General features: G+C 40.5%; 7 protein-coding genes. 1 reads left to right on the top strand and 6 read right to left on the bottom strand.

Annotated features, from left to right (window positions below; translation table 11 throughout):
- The first annotated feature begins 206 nt into the window (after positions 1–206).
- Positions 207–4,160 carry a hybrid sensor histidine kinase/response regulator transcription factor gene (locus tag IV512_RS15565; protein ID WP_209404994.1) on the top strand — a complete coding sequence of 1,318 codons (3,954 nt, stop codon included), beginning with the start codon at positions 207–209 and terminating at the stop codon, positions 4,158–4,160.
- Between the two features lie 298 nt (positions 4,161–4,458).
- On the opposite strand, the gene IV512_RS15570 is transcribed toward IV512_RS15565, so the two are convergent.
- From IV512_RS15570 to IV512_RS15595, 6 genes are all read right to left on the bottom strand, one after another.
- A complete protein-coding gene (locus IV512_RS15570; protein WP_209404996.1) occupies positions 4,459–7,284 on the bottom strand; it encodes a DUF5060 domain-containing protein in 2,826 nt (941 codons plus the stop codon).
- A gap of 9 nt (positions 7,285–7,293) precedes the next feature.
- Positions 7,294–8,415: a glycoside hydrolase family 5 protein gene (locus IV512_RS15575; RefSeq protein WP_245224869.1), complete on the bottom strand. Its 1,122-nt coding sequence runs from the start codon at positions 8,413–8,415 to the stop codon at positions 7,294–7,296.
- Between the two features lie 182 nt (positions 8,416–8,597).
- The gene (locus IV512_RS15580) at positions 8,598–10,040 is read right to left on the bottom strand and encodes a DUF1501 domain-containing protein (protein ID WP_209404998.1); all 1,443 of its coding nucleotides are present in this window, start codon (positions 10,038–10,040) and stop codon (positions 8,598–8,600) included.
- Positions 10,041–10,079: 39 nt separating this feature from the next.
- On the bottom strand, positions 10,080–12,914 hold the full coding sequence (locus tag IV512_RS15585; protein WP_209405000.1) for a DUF1549 domain-containing protein: 2,835 nt from the start codon (positions 12,912–12,914) through the stop codon (positions 10,080–10,082).
- A 63-nt stretch (positions 12,915–12,977) separates the two neighbouring features.
- Positions 12,978–14,483: a RagB/SusD family nutrient uptake outer membrane protein gene (locus tag IV512_RS15590; protein ID WP_209405002.1), complete on the bottom strand. Its 1,506-nt coding sequence runs from the start codon at positions 14,481–14,483 to the stop codon at positions 12,978–12,980.
- A gap of 31 nt (positions 14,484–14,514) precedes the next feature.
- Positions 14,515–17,910: a TonB-dependent receptor gene (locus IV512_RS15595; protein ID WP_209405004.1), complete on the bottom strand. Its 3,396-nt coding sequence runs from the start codon at positions 17,908–17,910 to the stop codon at positions 14,515–14,517.
- Between the last annotated feature and the right edge of the window lie 87 nt (positions 17,911–17,997).

The following is a 17,997-nucleotide window of genomic DNA, read 5'->3' on the forward strand; positions in this document are numbered from 1 at the left end:
TTAGGTGGTTTTATTAGACAACTCTCAAAACAAATAAATTTAAAGCTTAACCTATTCTGTTTTTGTTTCTTTTTACCGTCCGATCCGTTCAAATCGAATATTCCTAATTTATTATAGCCGTTTTGACCTAATTCGTATCGTGTCTGAAACGATTTGTTGAAGATTAATCACTAACTTTTAACGATATTCCCTCATTTTTGATGAATATGAAATTCCTCTTATTGTTCTTTCTTTTACAGGTAACCAATCTCTGTGGTCAAGATTTTTATTTCAAACATTACAAGGTTGAAGACGGTCTATCGCACAATACCGTTCAAAGCTCTATGCAGGACGAAAAAGGGTTCTTATGGTTTGGCACTAAGAATGGATTAAATCGTTATGATGGTTATAATTTTCGCCTATTTCAAAACAACCCCGATGATCCAAAAAGCTTGGGGAGCAACTATGTAGAAAGTCTCTATGAAATTAAAGGTAAAATCTGGGCGGGCACTGATAATGGTCTTTTCGCTTTTAATGAGCAGCTAGAAAATTTTGATATTGTAGAGGGCACCGAGAACACCCAAATTCTCGATATGACGAGTGATAGCTCGGGGTTACTTTGGTTTATAGCTGACGGCAGCGTCGTAAAGTATGACTATCTAAATCATATAAATAAAGTCTTTTCTGCCAGTGATTTTTTTTATGCGACAGATGTTCTAAACACCACAAACGGCATATGGGCCTGTTCTACGAACACGTTGTACCGTTACAGGGATGAGGATGAATCTTTCGATGAATTCAAGTTAGGAGTTAGTGCAAGTCCTGAAAGCCCGTTCGGAATTAATGAACTTTATCTATTGGATGACCGAACCCTTTTATTAGGCACTCAAAACCATGGTGTATTGGCATTTGATATAATCACCAACCGACTGAAAGAAATTGAATTTTTGACCGCCGGCAACCAATATGTTCGTGATTTTGCCCTCAACGGAGACAACGAGCTTTGGGTCGCTACCGAATCTGGCCTTCATATTTACAATTTGATTACCAAAAGATATGATAACCTTACCAAAAATCATGATAATCCGTACGCACTATCTGACAATGCCGTGTATACTTTGACCGTAGATCGAGAAGGAGGTGTATGGGCAGGAACTTACTTTGGCGGAATCAACTATCGAGCGAAACAAGATTCTCCATTCAAGAAATTCTTCCCTATGTCTTCGCAAAATTCGTTGAACGGAAATGCACTTAGAGAGATTTGTGAAGATAAGTACGGTAATCTGTGGATCGGTACCGAAGATGGAGGTCTTAACAAGTACAATCCAACCACCGGGGTTTTCACCAATTACACTTCTAGAGAAAAAGATAGCGCAGGTAATTTGGCACATTATAATATTCATGGCCTTTTACCCATAGAAGAACAGCTTTGGATAGGCATGTTCGATAGTGGACTAGATGTATTGGATATCAAAACAGGCCGTCTAAAAAAACATTATGGCAGAGAAAAAGAAGATGGTCTGCGTAGCAATTTCATTTTTTCGATCGACCCAGATGAATCAGGAAATATTTTCTTTTTGACCACCTACGGGGTACAAACATTCAATACTAAAACGGAAAAATTCGAATTATATGAAGGCCTACCACACGACCTTTCTTATAGGTGTTTTCTTGCGGACAACGAGGGGGTGCTGTGGGCAGGTACATCTTTCGATGGTTTATATTCTTACAATCCGATTACCCAAGACAAAAATGCCTATCAATACGATACATCAGATCCGAAAAGTATTTCGAACAATCATATTAATTCCGTTTTTCAAGATTCAAAGAATAATATTTGGGTATGTACTGAAAATGGATTGAACCTTTATAATACAGAGAAAAAAGGTTTCACGAAATATGGCATTAAAGATGGTTTTCCAACCAATGTATTCTACTCGATTCTCGAAGACAATAACGGCCAATTATGGATCAGTACTTCAAATGGCCTTATAGAGTACAACCCGATCAGTGGTATAAAAAAGGTATACACAAAGGCTGATGGCCTACAAAGCGAACAATTCAATTATAAGTCTGCGTATAAAGCCTCTGATGGCACTATGTACTTTGGTAGTGTGAACGGAATGATCAGTTTTAACCCAGAAGATTTTAAGAAAAACACCTTCAGTGCACCCATTTATATCACTGGGCTACAAATCAACAATGAAAATGTTTTTGTGGGCCAAGAGAACTCTCCCATACAAGAATCAACCATCTCATTAGACGAGATTACCTTAAAGCCATCGCAATCATCATTTAGTCTCGAGTTTGCTGCCTTGAGTTATACCGCACCGGAAAATACAGAATATTGGTATAAGATGGAGGGGCTAAATGAAAATTGGGTACACCTACAAAAAGACCACAAAGTCTACTTTACGGAATTAGCGGCCGGAAACTATAATTTCATTCTTAAATCCATGAATAGTAGTGGCGTATTGGGTATGGAAACCGATGGCTTAAAAATCGAAGTGCTACCACCATTTTACAGAAGCAATCTTGCCTATTTTCTATACTTTCTATGCACAATTCTTATAATTTTTCTGGCCTTTCGCGAATACCACCGTCGCATCAGGTTTAAAAATGAAAGAAAGATCAAATTATTAAATAACCGAAAGGAGAAAGAAATATACGAGGCAAAAATTGAGTTTTTCACCAATATATCCCATGAAATAAGAACACCTCTTACCTTAATTAAAAGTCCGTTGGAAAAAACTCTACAGACGACCCAACAATCCTCGGGAAGTCATGACAATCTGATGATTGTAAAAAGAAACGTAAACCGATTGTTAGACCTAGTCAATCAATTATTGGATTTTAGAAAAACCGAAATTGAACGGGTAAACCTAACGTTCGTCAAAACCAACATTACAAAACTTGTTCAAACAACCTATGAAAGATTTAGTGAGGCTATTCGGGATAAAGAGGTCGATTTTAGACTAGCCCTAGGCGATGCAGACATCTACGCTTCGGTAGACCCCGAAGCATTTAAGAAAATACTAAGCAATCTTTATGGCAATGCTGTTAAATATGCCGACAATACTGTTTTGGTAGATTTGGGTTGTGATGAGGAAACGATAAGACTGCATATTAAAAATGATGGAGAATTGATACCGAATCATTTAAAGGAAAAAATTTTTGAGCCTTTTTATAGAATCTCAGATTCATCGAATCAAACAGGTACCGGTATAGGCCTTGCATTGGCTAGATCTCTTTCCGAAATGCATCAGGGCAGTTTAACCATAGACACCTCTGACGGCAACATGAATAGTTTTGTTCTCACTGTACCTGTGCACCAAGAAAAAGAATTCATGTTAAGGCCAGAAAAGGTTGAAGATAACCACATAGATGAGTCTATAGACAACCAGCCTGCGGCCCAGAGCAATGAGAATATTATTCTTTTAGTAGAAGACAGTATTGAACTTCTTGATTTCGTATCGAAAGAATTAAGGGAAGATTACTATGTTTTAAAGGCCACCGATGGGGAGAAAGCCCTGAAATTACTTCAAGAAGAAAATGTTCAATTGGTCATCAGTGATGTTATGATGCCGGGCATGAACGGTTTTGAGCTGTGCAGAAAAATAAAGACCAATCTTGAAACCAGCCATGTACCTGTAATTATGCTTACCTCAAAAAATGCTATGAGCTCAAAAATGGAAGGGTTGGAGTCTGGGGCAGATGCTTATATAGAAAAACCCTTCTCTGTAAAACACTTGAAAATTCATGTAGCCAATCTGATCGAAAACAGAAGGCATGTCATGGAACATTATGCCAGTTCACCACTGGCACATATTAGAAGTATTGCAAATACTAAAACAGATGATACTTTTATCAAAAAGTTGGATGAAGTAATTATGACCAATATGGCCGACCCCGATTTAAATGTTGAAACACTAGCGGAAATAATGCATATGAGCAGGTCTACTTTATATAGAAAAATTAAAGATATTTCTAATTTAAGTCCGAATGAACTTATCAATATCGCTAGATTAAAAAGGTCGGCAGAACTCTTAAAAACAGGCAATTACCGCGTTTTTGAAGTGGCTGAAATCGTGGGCTACAATTCACCTACGAGTTTTGGCCGTAATTTTCAAAAACAGTTTGAAATGAGCCCAACAGAGTATATGAACAACAAGCCAAAGTAAGTACGTTTTCTCAAAAGACAATAGAGTATTCTGGGCAGTTTAGAGGTCACTATGGCCATCTAAATTTTTAGATTACGAGAACAGATTACTTTACGACATTCCCATAACTGTGAAAGGCAATCACGGTCTGTACACCTTACTTTGAATTGCACTCCAATTTCTTCAAATAAAAAAATCCATCTTTACTCTAAAACAATTTTTTACGCTACATATGAAGTGACCGACAGAGATTCAAACATTAAAAGCTCAATAAAATTAATTGCCTAACTCCTTGGTGTATCGTATATATTGGGCCTAGTTATTTTTTCTTCAATAAACAGACCCAGTCGTCATGCTCGGTGCCTTTTGAATTTGGTGGTGCCCCTAATTCTCTTACAGCTCCGCCTTTTAAAGTTGTTATACTTCCCAACTGAAGTTCTCCCCCATTTAGGGGATCGAACCAATGCACTTCGAATTCTCCTTCGCCCTCCGATAAATTAATTGTCGCTTTTTTGGTATCTGGAAGAAACAAAGCATAGACCTTTCCCTTTTCTCGAAGACAATACGCTTCTTCTTTATTAAGCAGACCATGTTCCGGTTGCATCTGCCAGTAGGGTAGATTCTCTTCAAAAAATACTCTAGCGTGATTGGATATTTCCCAAAGCTTGGATCTTTCTCGCCAGTCTTCCGAGTTTAGATCATTATGCGGGTGTTTTGCTCCAAAATACCATTCTACACCGGCACCACCGGAAAGTAACGTGCCCCATAACACATACTTTCTTAAGCTATCATGGGTAGGGTCTTCACTATCAGTGACAGCACCTTGGTACCATTTTCCAATTTCATCCATGGTAATCAACCATCCGTTTCCTGCTGCTTCAGATTTCTCCTTCCATCTTTCTATTACTTCTGCGGTTTCTTTTCTTTCTTCTTGTTGTAAGGATAGCCCGTCTACATATTTGTACCCCACAATAGAATCTAAAATATCACTTCGTAAAGGGTCTTGTGAATGGGTGTGTAAAAGTACCGGATGATTATATGGGTCAGACTCCTTTATAAATTTTGCCATTGCTTTTCTTTGGGCATCATTCTGCCCTAAGGGCGACCAATCTGCAGGTCCGTTTTCTTCACCTAAATTCCAATTAAGTGCCAAATGATGACCAAAACGCGCCATTAATTCATTGAAGTACAATTGTCTTAGTGGTCCCGTATCCCCTCCATCCAATAAGGTTTCATTTTCCGTTTCCTGTAGAATGATATGCAACAACAATCCTTTGGACTGCATATGGCGAAAAACAATTTCCCACTGTTCTAGTTTACTTACATCAAAACGATTGAACTCATCTGGTTTCACATAAGGCCAAACATCTTTTCCATCACCCAAAATATTCATTGTCAAGAAATAAACCGAATTCATTCCTGTAGAAGCAAGATAATTTAGCGCTCCAATAAGAGCTTTTCCTGTTCCATCTTTCCAAGTAGGGTCACCAGTTTTCCAATCTTTTAGGTGTAAGGGATAGGAATGTATTTCATTAGTGGTACTTGCTTCGCCATCTTCATTGGAAGCCTCCATACGGTACGTATCATCAAAATCAACATAACCCAAAAGGTTTTCCGGACTGTTGGCCCCCACCTTCAACCAATATTTATCAGACCCCGTAAATCTATAATATCCGTTAGATGCTACGAGCCTACCATGAGCCCTAAAGTCGACACCTTCTTTATCTGATGCCACTACTTTAAATGCTCCTGAGGCATTGGAAATAGAAACTTTATCTGCTGTGGAAACATCATTTTTTAAGGCAATGCTATCTTGATGGTACAATTTTGCAGAATAGGACCAATCGCCCAGCTGCTCAGGGGTAAACCGAACGCTCCAAATATTTCCTTTATCTGTACCAGATTCTGAAGCATTTCCGTCTGCAGCATAAAAACCTCGTATCGTATACTTGGTTTCCGCATTTTTGAACTCAACATGTAGCAGGTAGTTTAAAAACGGATTATCCGTAGCATTTTCAGAAGTTTCAGGTCCTTCGAAATCAAGTTCTATCGTATGCCATTGTTTTTTGATTTCAGTAAAATTAGTATTGGCAACTTCTCTACTTTCTTCTGTTTTTGACGGCAATTTCAACCTCTCGATCGTAGTCAGTTCGGGTCCGCCTCCACGGTTACCACTACCTGCAGCCATATAGACATAATTGCCAACGACGGCATAACCGGTGCCGTGCCGCCCTTGTATCATTGACGGCCAATTTCGCCACGTTTTCGCTTTGACGTCATAGGCCTGTACTTCGTTATGGGCAACTTCATGAGCTATACTTTCCCCTCCGCCAACAATTACCTCACTCTTCCAAACAAATGCGGCATTCCCAGCTCTTTGAGTAGGAATAGCCAAATTATCGGTAACCTTTAGCCATTCATTTTTTTCAAAATCATACACGTTACCATATTGATTGGTAAGCACCATGTCTTGATTAGTTTTCTTTGATGTCTTACGACCTGCAAAAGCATATAATTTGTTATTGGCCACAACAGCTTGAAAGTGATCGCGAGCGTCAGGGGCATCAGCCAATACATCCCATTCTCCTGTTATTGGATCATATACGTCAAACCACGGCTGGTAACCGTTCATATGACCTTTGGTGATGCCACCCACTACATAAATTTTACCATTATAAGCGACAACACCTGCCCCACCTCTTCTGCGGTGCTCAGGAATTTCGTGACTATATACATACTCATCTTTCTCTGGGTAATAAATAACCACACGGTCTAACGGAGTTTCATTCGGCCATTGCCCGGTCATTCCTCCAATAAGGTACACAGCATCACCAACAATTACGGGTTGAAAATGATGAATTTCTATAGGTGTTGGTGACTTTGCCGTCCAAGTATTGTTCTCCGTATCAAATACATCCGTGGGATTGATACGTCTACCTCCGATAAGCAGAATTTTGTTTTTATAAGCAACCATACCTGCTTCATGGCGGGCTGTCGGCTCTCCTTTTGCCTCAATTTGTTCCCATTGCCAAGTTTCTGTCTTGGTTGCGGCACACCCCATCAAGGATAAAGAACTTGCAAGAAATACAACGATATAATAGTGCTTTGAAAAGAAATTTGATTTACATGCTCTGGTACTTTTCATTCAGTCCTATTATTTTTTGTTTGTAATGATATCAATCAATTCTTGGTACGGGGTGCCGTCATCTGCTACGAGGCCAAAACTTCCGCTTTTATAATTCCAATTGGCGTGACCTATTCCCGTTTCTTCAACCAGGGCCATCATATCTTTATACCATGCCAAAGCCTCATGTTTAGGTGCTTTCTCAATAATTCCGAATTCGCCACAATATAGCGGTAGACCTAAGGATTTTGCTTTTTGAATCGGTTTTTGCCATAATTCTAGCAAGACCTCTTTATCAAATTTTACATTTACATATTGTTTCACCGATGGCTTCACGTTTTCGGGAAGGGCATTGAATTCTTTTTCGGTCAATAGAATGCCAGGATAATGAACAGGACCTTTATACTCCTTTAAGTTCGTCCAACTGGCATTGTAATGGCTCAACAGAAAAGGGGTGTAAAAATGAAAACTCAGTAGAATGTTCTTATCATTCTCCGGCACTTTTAGCTCATCAAAAGTATCTACGGACTGCCATCGATTAGACCCAATAACAATCGTCCGTTCTGGCTCAAGCTCACGAATGGCGGTAAAGGCATTCTTCACTAGTTTGTTCCATGATTCATGGTCATCGGCCACTGCTTCGTTCATTAATTCATAGGCCACAAGAGAATTTGGGTATTTGCTCAGAGCTTTGGATAAATCGCGCCATAAGTCGAAGAATTTTTCTTGTTCCCTGGCATCTGTCCACAAGGGTTTTTCTTTGGCGTTAAAATGATGAGACCTAAGAATATGCAGGTCTACTATAACCTTTAGATTGTATTGCTCGCACCATTTCATACAATTATCCATTAGCTGAAAAGCATCTTCATGTCTTTCAACCTGATTATTCCACATTTGCTCTTCATCAATTGGCAACCTGATATGGTCAAATCCCATAGCAGCGATCGCTTTGATATCCTCTTTTGTAAAAAACTGCTCACGCTCCTCTCCTCTGCGACTACTTTGTGATAACCAATGCGCAATATTGGTTCCTTTCTGAACGGTAAAATTCTCGCTATTGTTTTGCTCTTGAGACTGACCATAAGAGAAAGCCATCACCAATAACATTACACACTGGAATACGATTTTCATTATTTTTCTATATCGTTTCATATACTCAATTTTACCAATCTTTATTTTTCGATGCTTCTTTAATGACAACCTCAGACATCATCTTTACTACGGCCATTGCACCAAACAATTCTTTCAAAAACATATAGAATTTCCATCTTTGAGCGACATAAAAACTTGACTAGTGACGCCGGTACTTCATAAATCGAATATAGGAAAATTATTTAGGCAATCGGCTTACCGAATAAGTCAAGAATAGGTTTGCCATGACCATCTGGAGTTGTGTAAAACGGTCTACCCTCGATAGTGTACTCCGTTTCAGGGTGTATACCCAAGGCGTGATAAATGGATTGATGTACTTGATCGATGACCACCGGATTTTCTATGGAAGAACAAGGTCTTTCATCAGCGGTTTTTCCATACACCAAGCCTTTTTCAATACCACCGCCCCATAAAAGAATCGAACTGCCATCTGTAAAATGGCGGTGCATTCCGTAGAATTTCTCATCTTCGATGATATCCGGTTGGTCCACTTGATCTTTTACTTTTTCACCCGGTCTTCCTTCTAGAATGGCATCACGGCTAAACTCACTTGCCAAAATAATTAACGTGCGATCTAAATGCCCACTTTCATCCAAATCCTTCACCAACTGGGCAATAGGCCTATCTATCAACTCTTTCATTTTCTTGGCTCGGGTATGACCGTTTTCGTGTGTATCCCATCCTAAGAAAGGCTCGTATTCAGTAGAAACACTAATAAACCTACCCCCATTTTGGGCCAACCGCTTTGCCAAAAGACAACCAAGGCCAAATCTTCCAGTATTATAAGTATCGTACACCTCTTTGGGTTCTTCTGACAAATCAAAAACCTTTGCCTCCGGGGAGTTCAATAGACGGTACGATTGCTCCATTGAGCGCATGAGCGATTCTTTTTGATAATCGCTGCCCTCTTGCATGAACGAACTTTTATTGGCCAACTCTTTATAAAGCTTATAACGGGCTTCGAAACGTTTCAATGACATTCCTTTTGGTGGGCGCACACTGTCAAGTCCGCCCGCCGGATCAGGTATTAAAAACGGACCAAATTCGGTGCCCAAAAACCCTGCGGAGTGAAACGCTTTTAATTCTTCCGCCTCACCCACCGTAAAACGCTGCCCCATCGCTATAAAAGGAGGAATCACAGGATTGACCGGCCCTAATTCTTTAGCTATCCATGCTCCTATATGAGGTGCCTGTACCGATTGTGGCGGTTCATAGCATGTATGCCAATGATACTGGTGCCGAGTATGCAGAATATGACCTAAATCAGCCGATTTATAAGACCGAATAATGGCCCCTTTATCCATCACTCCTGCTATAGATTCCAGCCCCTTAGAAAAATGCAGGCCATCGACCACCGTGGGTATTTTTGGAAAAGTACTTAAAACTCTTTTACTCTCTACCCCCTTTTCATAAGGCACGTAGGCCTTTGGGTCAAATGTTTCGGTGTGGGCCATACCACCTGCCATCCAAAGGAGAATGACCGTATCTGCCGTTGATGGCAGGGAAGAGGGGCCTTTTGAACAAGAGCTCAAAAAACTGGCCAATGGAATACTCGTAGCGGATGCCGCCAAACTGGCTGCCGACATTTTCTTAATGAACTCTCGTCTTGTATTATTCTCTTTCATCTTTCTCAAACTTTATATGCGAAAAACCCATTACTATCTTTAATTGATAAACTGAAACTCCGGTAAGACCAACGTAGACCAAAATACATCTTGCAAACCTTCTTTACTCGCATTCTCCCCTAGTATGCCCATCAACAATGCACTTTCTTCTTCGGAGGGATTTCTACCGAAAGATTGTTGGTATAGATTGTCAACTATTTTCTGACTATCCTTATCATACGCTTTCAGCCAGCGTTCGGCGCCCTCCTCTAGCACTCCATTGAAAAACTCTCCATTCGTAAGCTCCAAGGCTTGTAATAAAGTGGCATTATCATCCCTCGTTGTAGCGACATTTTCGCGACTTGGCCTACCCAATGCTTTCATGAACGGGTGTTGCTTTACCAAACTGGCTCTTGCGAATTCCCCATTTTCATCATTGAAATTGAAATTGACCAATTTGCCCCAATTCGCTGTACCATAATTTCTCACTTGGTTCCAAGAAGTATCATCAAAATGAATGGATGTCCACTCCCCCTTGGGGATGTCGGCACTACTTTTCCATGTGGTATCGGAATCTATCTGTATCTCATTTTCAGTTTCAAACTTGATTTTCATTGAAAACAGCACTCCCGCCGGGTTGGCAATCGTTCCTTCATTTTCTCCTTCGATAGCGATCACATTTTTTCCTGGTTTTAAAAATTGGGTCACATCATATTTACCAACCCTTTTCCAATCATTTCCGGAAGCAATTTTTTCACTATTTACATATATCACATAGGAATGATCGACAGATAATAAAGCAGTCGCTTCGGAAATTGTCCCGCCCGACAAACTAAATGTTTTACGAAAATACCTTTTGCCGGGCTCGGGAAGCACGTCGCGGTCAAACTTGACCTCTCTATGCCATACTCGCTGCGCTTTCAACTCAGCATGTGAAGGGTCATACTCCACCGTATGGTACACCGGAAATACGATTTGACTCACCGCATCGGAAAACTGCTCGGCACTTAAGCGTCTTACAATCGGCCCGGTAAAGACATAATCAGCTTTCAAATCTTCTACCCTATCATACTTCGCCGCGCGCAATTGGTACGTTTTGGAAGTCATGATTCGCTTGATCAAATGCTTCAAATCATAACTAGATTCAATAAAATCGGCGGCAAGCCAATCGAGTAAGTCGCCATTCCATGGTTCATTATCCATTTCATCTAGAGGTTCAATAATTCCACGGCCCATCAGTCTTTGCCAAATTCTGTTGGTTATGGTTCGGTACAAGCGGCCATTATCGGGCTGCACCATTACTTTCGCCAAGTTCAACAACCGTTCTTCTAGGCTTTCGCCCTCTACTTCGCCCAATTCAGGGTACAGAAAGTTAACCTCGGCCATTCTACCCAATGGTTTGTCGCAACGGTTCAATTCTAAAACCGAATCGGCAAATATCGAGGCAAAGCCATAAGATTGCTCCAAAGTAAGATTACTCACAAAGCTGTTATGACAAGAGGCACATTTTACGTTGACACCCATTAAAGATTGACCTATATTTTGAGCGGCCTGCATTTCGGTACGTTGACTGGCGTTGACCACACCTCGCCATTCAATGCCTTTGATAAAGCCTTCGGAAGCCTCAGATGGGTTTACCAATTCACTTACCATTTGGTCATAACCCTTATTTGTAAGTAGCGAATTATACAACCAGTCGGTAATCTGCTTTCTTCCCCCTGTAATAAACCCTGTTCCACTATAGTCATTGCGCAATAAATCATTCCAAAAACTGATCCAATGCTGCGTGTAATTGTGTTTATCGTTCAAAAGGGAATCGATAAGAGCTTCCCTTTTATTAGAATCGGAATCATTTACAAACTTCTCAATCTGTTGGGTTGATGGCAGCAACCCAACAATATCTAGGTATGCCCTGCGAACAAATAAGTGGTCATTTACTTCTTGGGGCCATTCTGTGCCCTTTTCCTCAAAATACGAGTCAACCAATTTGTCTATAGGATGGGATTGTACGGAAGTTGGCAAAGAAGGCATGTTTAATGCCAATTCGGCCTCAGGAAACACTTTTAATGTTTGGTCTGACCAATGGGCTCCGTTCTTGATCCACATTTCAACCAATTTGATTTCACTGGATTTTAAAACTTTTCCTTTTTTTGGCATTACCTCATCATGATTGGGAGACAATGTAATTCTCCGAAAAAGTTCACTTTCCTCCGGTTTGCCAGCCACTACCGATAAGCCGGATTCGCCACCTGCAAAAACCCCTTCTTTACTATCCAAAACCAAACCACCCTTCTGTTTGTTCTGGCTGTGGCATTGATAGCAGTTATGGGCAAAAATGGCCCTTACCTCTAAATTTAAACGGTCTTGCTGCGCGGTATCCAACGAATCGACCTGCTTGAGTTCAGCCAATAAAGCGACCCCTTTACTATCGTCATAACCTTCATCACTACCGGGCAAAACACCTGTTAAAAAGTCTTCCCCATGGGTGAGGTTGGCACCTAGATGCCCTGTGATGGTCAGTAAAATGACCGTGGTCATCAAAACGCCTCTATATAGGCGAAAATCTTTGATTTTTCCTTGAAGAGTTCGTTGCAGTAAAATTGATGCGGCGATGGAAAAAACAGCTGTCGCTATGCCAATATATTGGTGTTTATCGACCAAATCTCCGCTATAGTCATCTTGAGATTTCAAGAACCACCCAAAGAGGGTAGATAAAATAGCCGAAACGGCACCGATTATGACCATCCAACGAATACCTTCACGAAGTCCCTTTCGTTTTCCATTGAGCGTCAAAAGCTCCATGAAAAGAGCAACTACTAGCAGCCCAATGGGAAAATGAACCATTAGGGGGTGAAGTCTTCCGAGAAATTGAAGTATCCAATCAAAACTTTCCATAAATCAATCAAATTTTATGTTGATGGAATTATATCAACTTACCAACTCTTCAATCTAAAGAGATCAATATCCGTCGTTTTGCTTTAAATTTTTATTTACCAGCAATTCTCTTTCCGGCAGCGGGAAAAGCACTTCAAAAGCATCAAACTGATAATCGGACGGAGAAAAACCTATTTGGCCTCGAGGCGTAGTAGGGTTGTTTCTTTCTCTTTCACCATGGGCATTTAAGAAGCTAACTAGCTCAGCTGTACTAAAGGTACGTTTTAAATCGAACCAACGGTGGTTTTCAAATGCCAGCTCTATTCTTCTCTCGTGCCTTAGAACATTACGAAACTCACCTTGTGACAAGCCTCCCAAAGACTCCAATCCTGCACGCTCCCTAACTTCGTTCAAATAGCCGTAGGCTTGTGCATTCGGGCCAGATTCTTCGTTGATGGCTTCCGCCAACATTAAAAGCACATCTGCATACCTTAGCACAGGCCAGTTGTCATCAGGTCTTGACTGAATGGAATGTGGATGATGAAACTTTTCTATGAAAGGTACCGCCACATACTCATCATTGTTGTTGATGTAGCCCTCACTTATTGAAACCGCTTTGCGCAAATCACCTTCTTCATAGGAACTAATGAGGTCATTGGTAGGGATGTTCCATCCACCCCCATTAATACCAGGAAAACCCGTGACTGCACCCTCCGAAAAAAGCGGATAAAAATTATAGATAAAACCACTGGATTCACCCAAATCGTTGCCTCCTTGAAATTGTACTTCAAAAATTGATTCAACATGGTTCTTGTTGTTAGGATCAAAAACAGCCCCATAATCAGGTAACAAGTCATATATACCCAAATCGATTACTGCTTCAAGAGTTGTTATAGCCTCGCTATAGTCTGCTAAAGTCAAGTAAACCTTGCCCAATAAAGTTAAAGCCGCACCCTTCGTAATTCGGCCCGCTTCTGAAGAATCATAAATGGCCGGCAAAGCGGAGACAGCAAAATCGAGATCGCTTTTGATCAGTTCATACACCTCTGATTCGGGTGAACGGGAATATTCAAAAGATTCTGAGGGATCCCCAATCGGTTCTGTAATCAAAATGGCATCACCGAAGTATTGAGCCAATAAAAAATAATAATACGCCCTGAAAAATTTGGCTTCGCCCTCTAATCTTGCTTTCGAAGTAGCATCAATTTCAGCTTCAGAAAGTTTAAAAAGCACCGTATTGATATTACCCAATGTATTATAAATATTTCGGTATGCAGTATAGATCAAACTAGTGTTCGAATTCATTTGCCAATATTCTACCGACTCTATGTTCGGCCCCTGCCCCCTATTGCCTTCGTTAAAATGCACAGTGGTATTATCGGAGACGAACTCTTGCAACAACCATTGGTCTGCGGTAATGGTCTGCAATTGCCCGTAAATACCAAAAACCGCTTGTTCTAACTGATTTTCGGTATTGTAGAATGTTTCTTCACCTAATTGTGTGGGGTCGGTCTTATCAAGAAAGTCTTTACTGCAAGAGAATACTAAAGCCGCCAGAATAAAAACTCCTATTTTATATATCGTTTTCATTGATTTACTTTTTTAGATAGTTGATTTGAGTTTAAAATGACAGGGTTGCTCCTAAGGTTACCGTTCTAGGCACCGGATAAGCTGAATCGTCTCGACCGGGATTAATACCGCCTGCCGTACTAACCTGTGGATTTCCTCCCGGAAAATCTGAAAACAAGTAGAGATTGTCTGTGTTGATATAGATACGAGCATTTCGGATGGCTCCCTCGGGGTTTAGAGGAATGGTATACCCCAAAGAGACATTCTTGATCCAAATATGACTGGCATCGTGAACATAGAAAGAGTTCGATTCTCTTTCCCATTTCCAATAGGTAGTGGTGGGTACCCTGCCATTGCCCGGGTTTTCGGCAGAACGCCATCTTTCTTTGGCCCTCGCGTCTACATTGAAAACACCATCAAGGTTGAGCGTTGTAGATTCTATATTTCTATAAACATCATAATTCTCGGCACCGGTCAGAATCGCATTGAAATCAAACGCCTTATAATCTAGGCCCAAGTTAAACGACCATACATACTCCGGATGTGGATTTCCAATCTCTACCCAATCTGTGGTATCATATGAAATCTCTCCGTCACCATTGGCATCATAATAAATGAATGAGCCGGGTATGGCGCCATCTTGCGTTGGACTTGAATTGATCTGATAAACCGTGTTGAACACTCCTAAATTTCTATACCCATGAAGCATACCGATAGGCCGACCGACTTGAGAAACATTGTTTGTACCATAAAAACCACCATTTCTAATTTGGTCATTATCATCATTTATCGCCAAGACCTCGTTATCATTGAATGAAATATTAAAATTACTTCTAATACGAAGGTCTTCTCCGATACTGTTACGGTAGCCAAGAGCAAATTCAATACCCGTATTCTGAACCTTGCCTATATTCGTAAAGGTGGACTCAAAACCTGAGATTACCGGAATATTTACCGGCAACAGCATATTCTCTGTAGTTTTCTTATAGTACTCCCCCGTAAAAACCAATGTGTTATCAAGAATAGTTATATCGACCCCATAGTTGAACTGATCCGATTCTTCCCATCCTAGATTGCGATTTGCCAAAGAGTTCAGCACTTTACCAGGTGCGAAGCCGTTTCCTAATATATAATTGGAGGATGTCAATGTTGAAAGACTCGGGTAGTTACCGATATTATTGTTGCCCGTCACCCCAAAACTTGCCCTGAGTTTTAGATCGTTCAACCAATCGGCGTTTTGCAGAAAAGATTCGTCTGAAACCCTCCAACCTAAAGAAACAGCCGGAAAACTTCCCCATCTATTATTTGATCCAAATCTTGAGCTACCTTCTCTTCTATAAGTGGCCGACAGTAGGTATTTGTCTTTAAAATCGTAGTTCAACCTGGCAAAATAAGCCAACAAACTCCAACTTGTTTCTCCGGAATTGACACTGAAAATTTCCGCATTTTGTAGAAATCGAATTTGATCATCAGGAAATTTAGTGCCTTGCGAACCAATATTTCTAAGCGTTGCCTCTTGCGCGGTATAGCCAAGCAATACATCTAGACCATGAGACTCGCCTAGAGACTTCGAGTACGAAAGTAATTGATCGGCAGACCAATTGATTTCTTCGGCATATTCTTCGGATAAACTTGCATCTCTCGGAGGCGGACCATTGAAACCGTTAGAGGCCAAAGTAGAGGGCCTAAACGAATTGACCCTCTGACCAATCAGCGATACATTGGCCGACGATTTGAACTTGAAATCTTTTAGAAAATCGACCTCAACGAACATATTCGACAAGAGCCTGTTTATATGTCTTTTATTTTTCTCTTCATGTAAAAGTTGAACAGGGTTCAAACTACCGAAAATCAAATCTCCATCGGCATTATATCCTCCTAAATAATTATTGAACGAACCGTCTTCATTATAAATGGGCTCTCTAGGGTCTGCCCAAAGGGCAATTCCGGTAACCAAATCTCTACTGCCCTCAGGTATATATCTCTCGTTTGACCTTGAACCAGTTACATTTAGACCAATATTTATGTTATCGGTAATCTTTGTATTGATGTTGGCCCTTACATTAAAGCGCTCGAAATTGGTTTTAATGATGGCGCCTTCTTGATTCAAATAACCCATAGAGATGATAGAATTGCTTCTCTCACCCCCTGAAGTCACGGTAATATTATACTTTTTGAATAAAGCCGCACTGTTCATTATTTCATCTTGCCAATCAGTATAAGTAGTATTGTTCTCGGGATTTCTTATACGCAGGGGAATTTCAGATTCAGCTGGCTCCCTGCCCTCATTGAATATAAATTTATCGACCCAACTTTCTTTTTGAAATTGTCCAAATTCAACCGCATTCAGCATTTTGGTTCTTCGTTCGCTAGGTATGTTCTGTATACCTGAAACCACGTCTAGGGTAACCGATGTAAGACCTGCCTTGGCACTTTTCGTATTTATCAAAACAACCCCGTTCGATCCTCGAGCCCCATAAATGGCCGTTGAAGCGGCATCTTTCAGAATTGTTATCGACTCAATATCTCCTGGGTCGATACTAAGGCCAGTGGAAGTTCCGATTGCAAACCCATCAACGACATACAAAGGTTTACTATCAGCACCCAAAGAACTGAGGCCACGTATAACTATATCCATTTCTTGACCTGGCCTTCCGGAATTTTGACTCACCACTACCCCTGGGGCCTGGCCTAAAATCAATCTTGATATATCAGTGGCCGGTACATCTTTAACCTCTTTTAAATCTACTACCGAAACTGCGGAAACAATATCTCTCTTCCGTTTGGTGCCATAGCCGACAACCACCACCTCATCTAAGCCCGCTGCACTTTCATCAAGCATGACCTGAAGGCTTGATTGGCCATTGACCGATACTTCTTTGCTGGCATAGCCAATATAAGAAACCTCCAAGATGACATTTGAATCGGCAATCGCTATCTGAAACTTACCATCGAAATCAGCAGTGACCCCGTTGGTCGTACCTTTTTCTATAATATTCGCCCCGGCCAATGGAAGACCATCACTATCCGAAACTGTACCAGAAACAGTGAATTGTACCTCTTTCTTCACTAAATTCTTAGCACGCTTTTTTAGAAAAATGGCATTGTCTTTAGCAAATTGAAATTCAAATTCGGTCAACTCTGCGCATCTATTAAGCAACTGTTCGATTTTCACCGTGCCTTTGTCGATTCTTATTTTAGGGCTGTTCTTAAAGAGGTCAGAGCGGTAAATAAAATTGTAATCGGTTTGTTTTTTAATGACTTCTAAAATTTCCTCTATTGTAAGAGAAGCGTCATTATCAAATCTGACTTTTTCATTTTGGGAAAACCCATATTCAGAACTAAATCCGAACGATATTATCGTAAAGAAAAAGATAAAGCTTCTCATAGTCAGCATTAGGATTTTCCTCAAAAACAGAGGAACACCCTCAAGTAGTTTAGTTTTCATAAATTTGAATGTTGGTTAATTTTAAGTTGATCAATGTATATGGGGATGGAGGTTTAAATTTGACAGATCTAGACTCCGTTCCCTTTT

Origin of the sequence: Pseudozobellia sp. WGM2 (assembly GCF_017810075.1) — a bacterium.
Classification (GTDB): domain Bacteria; phylum Bacteroidota; class Bacteroidia; order Flavobacteriales; family Flavobacteriaceae; genus JADNYK01.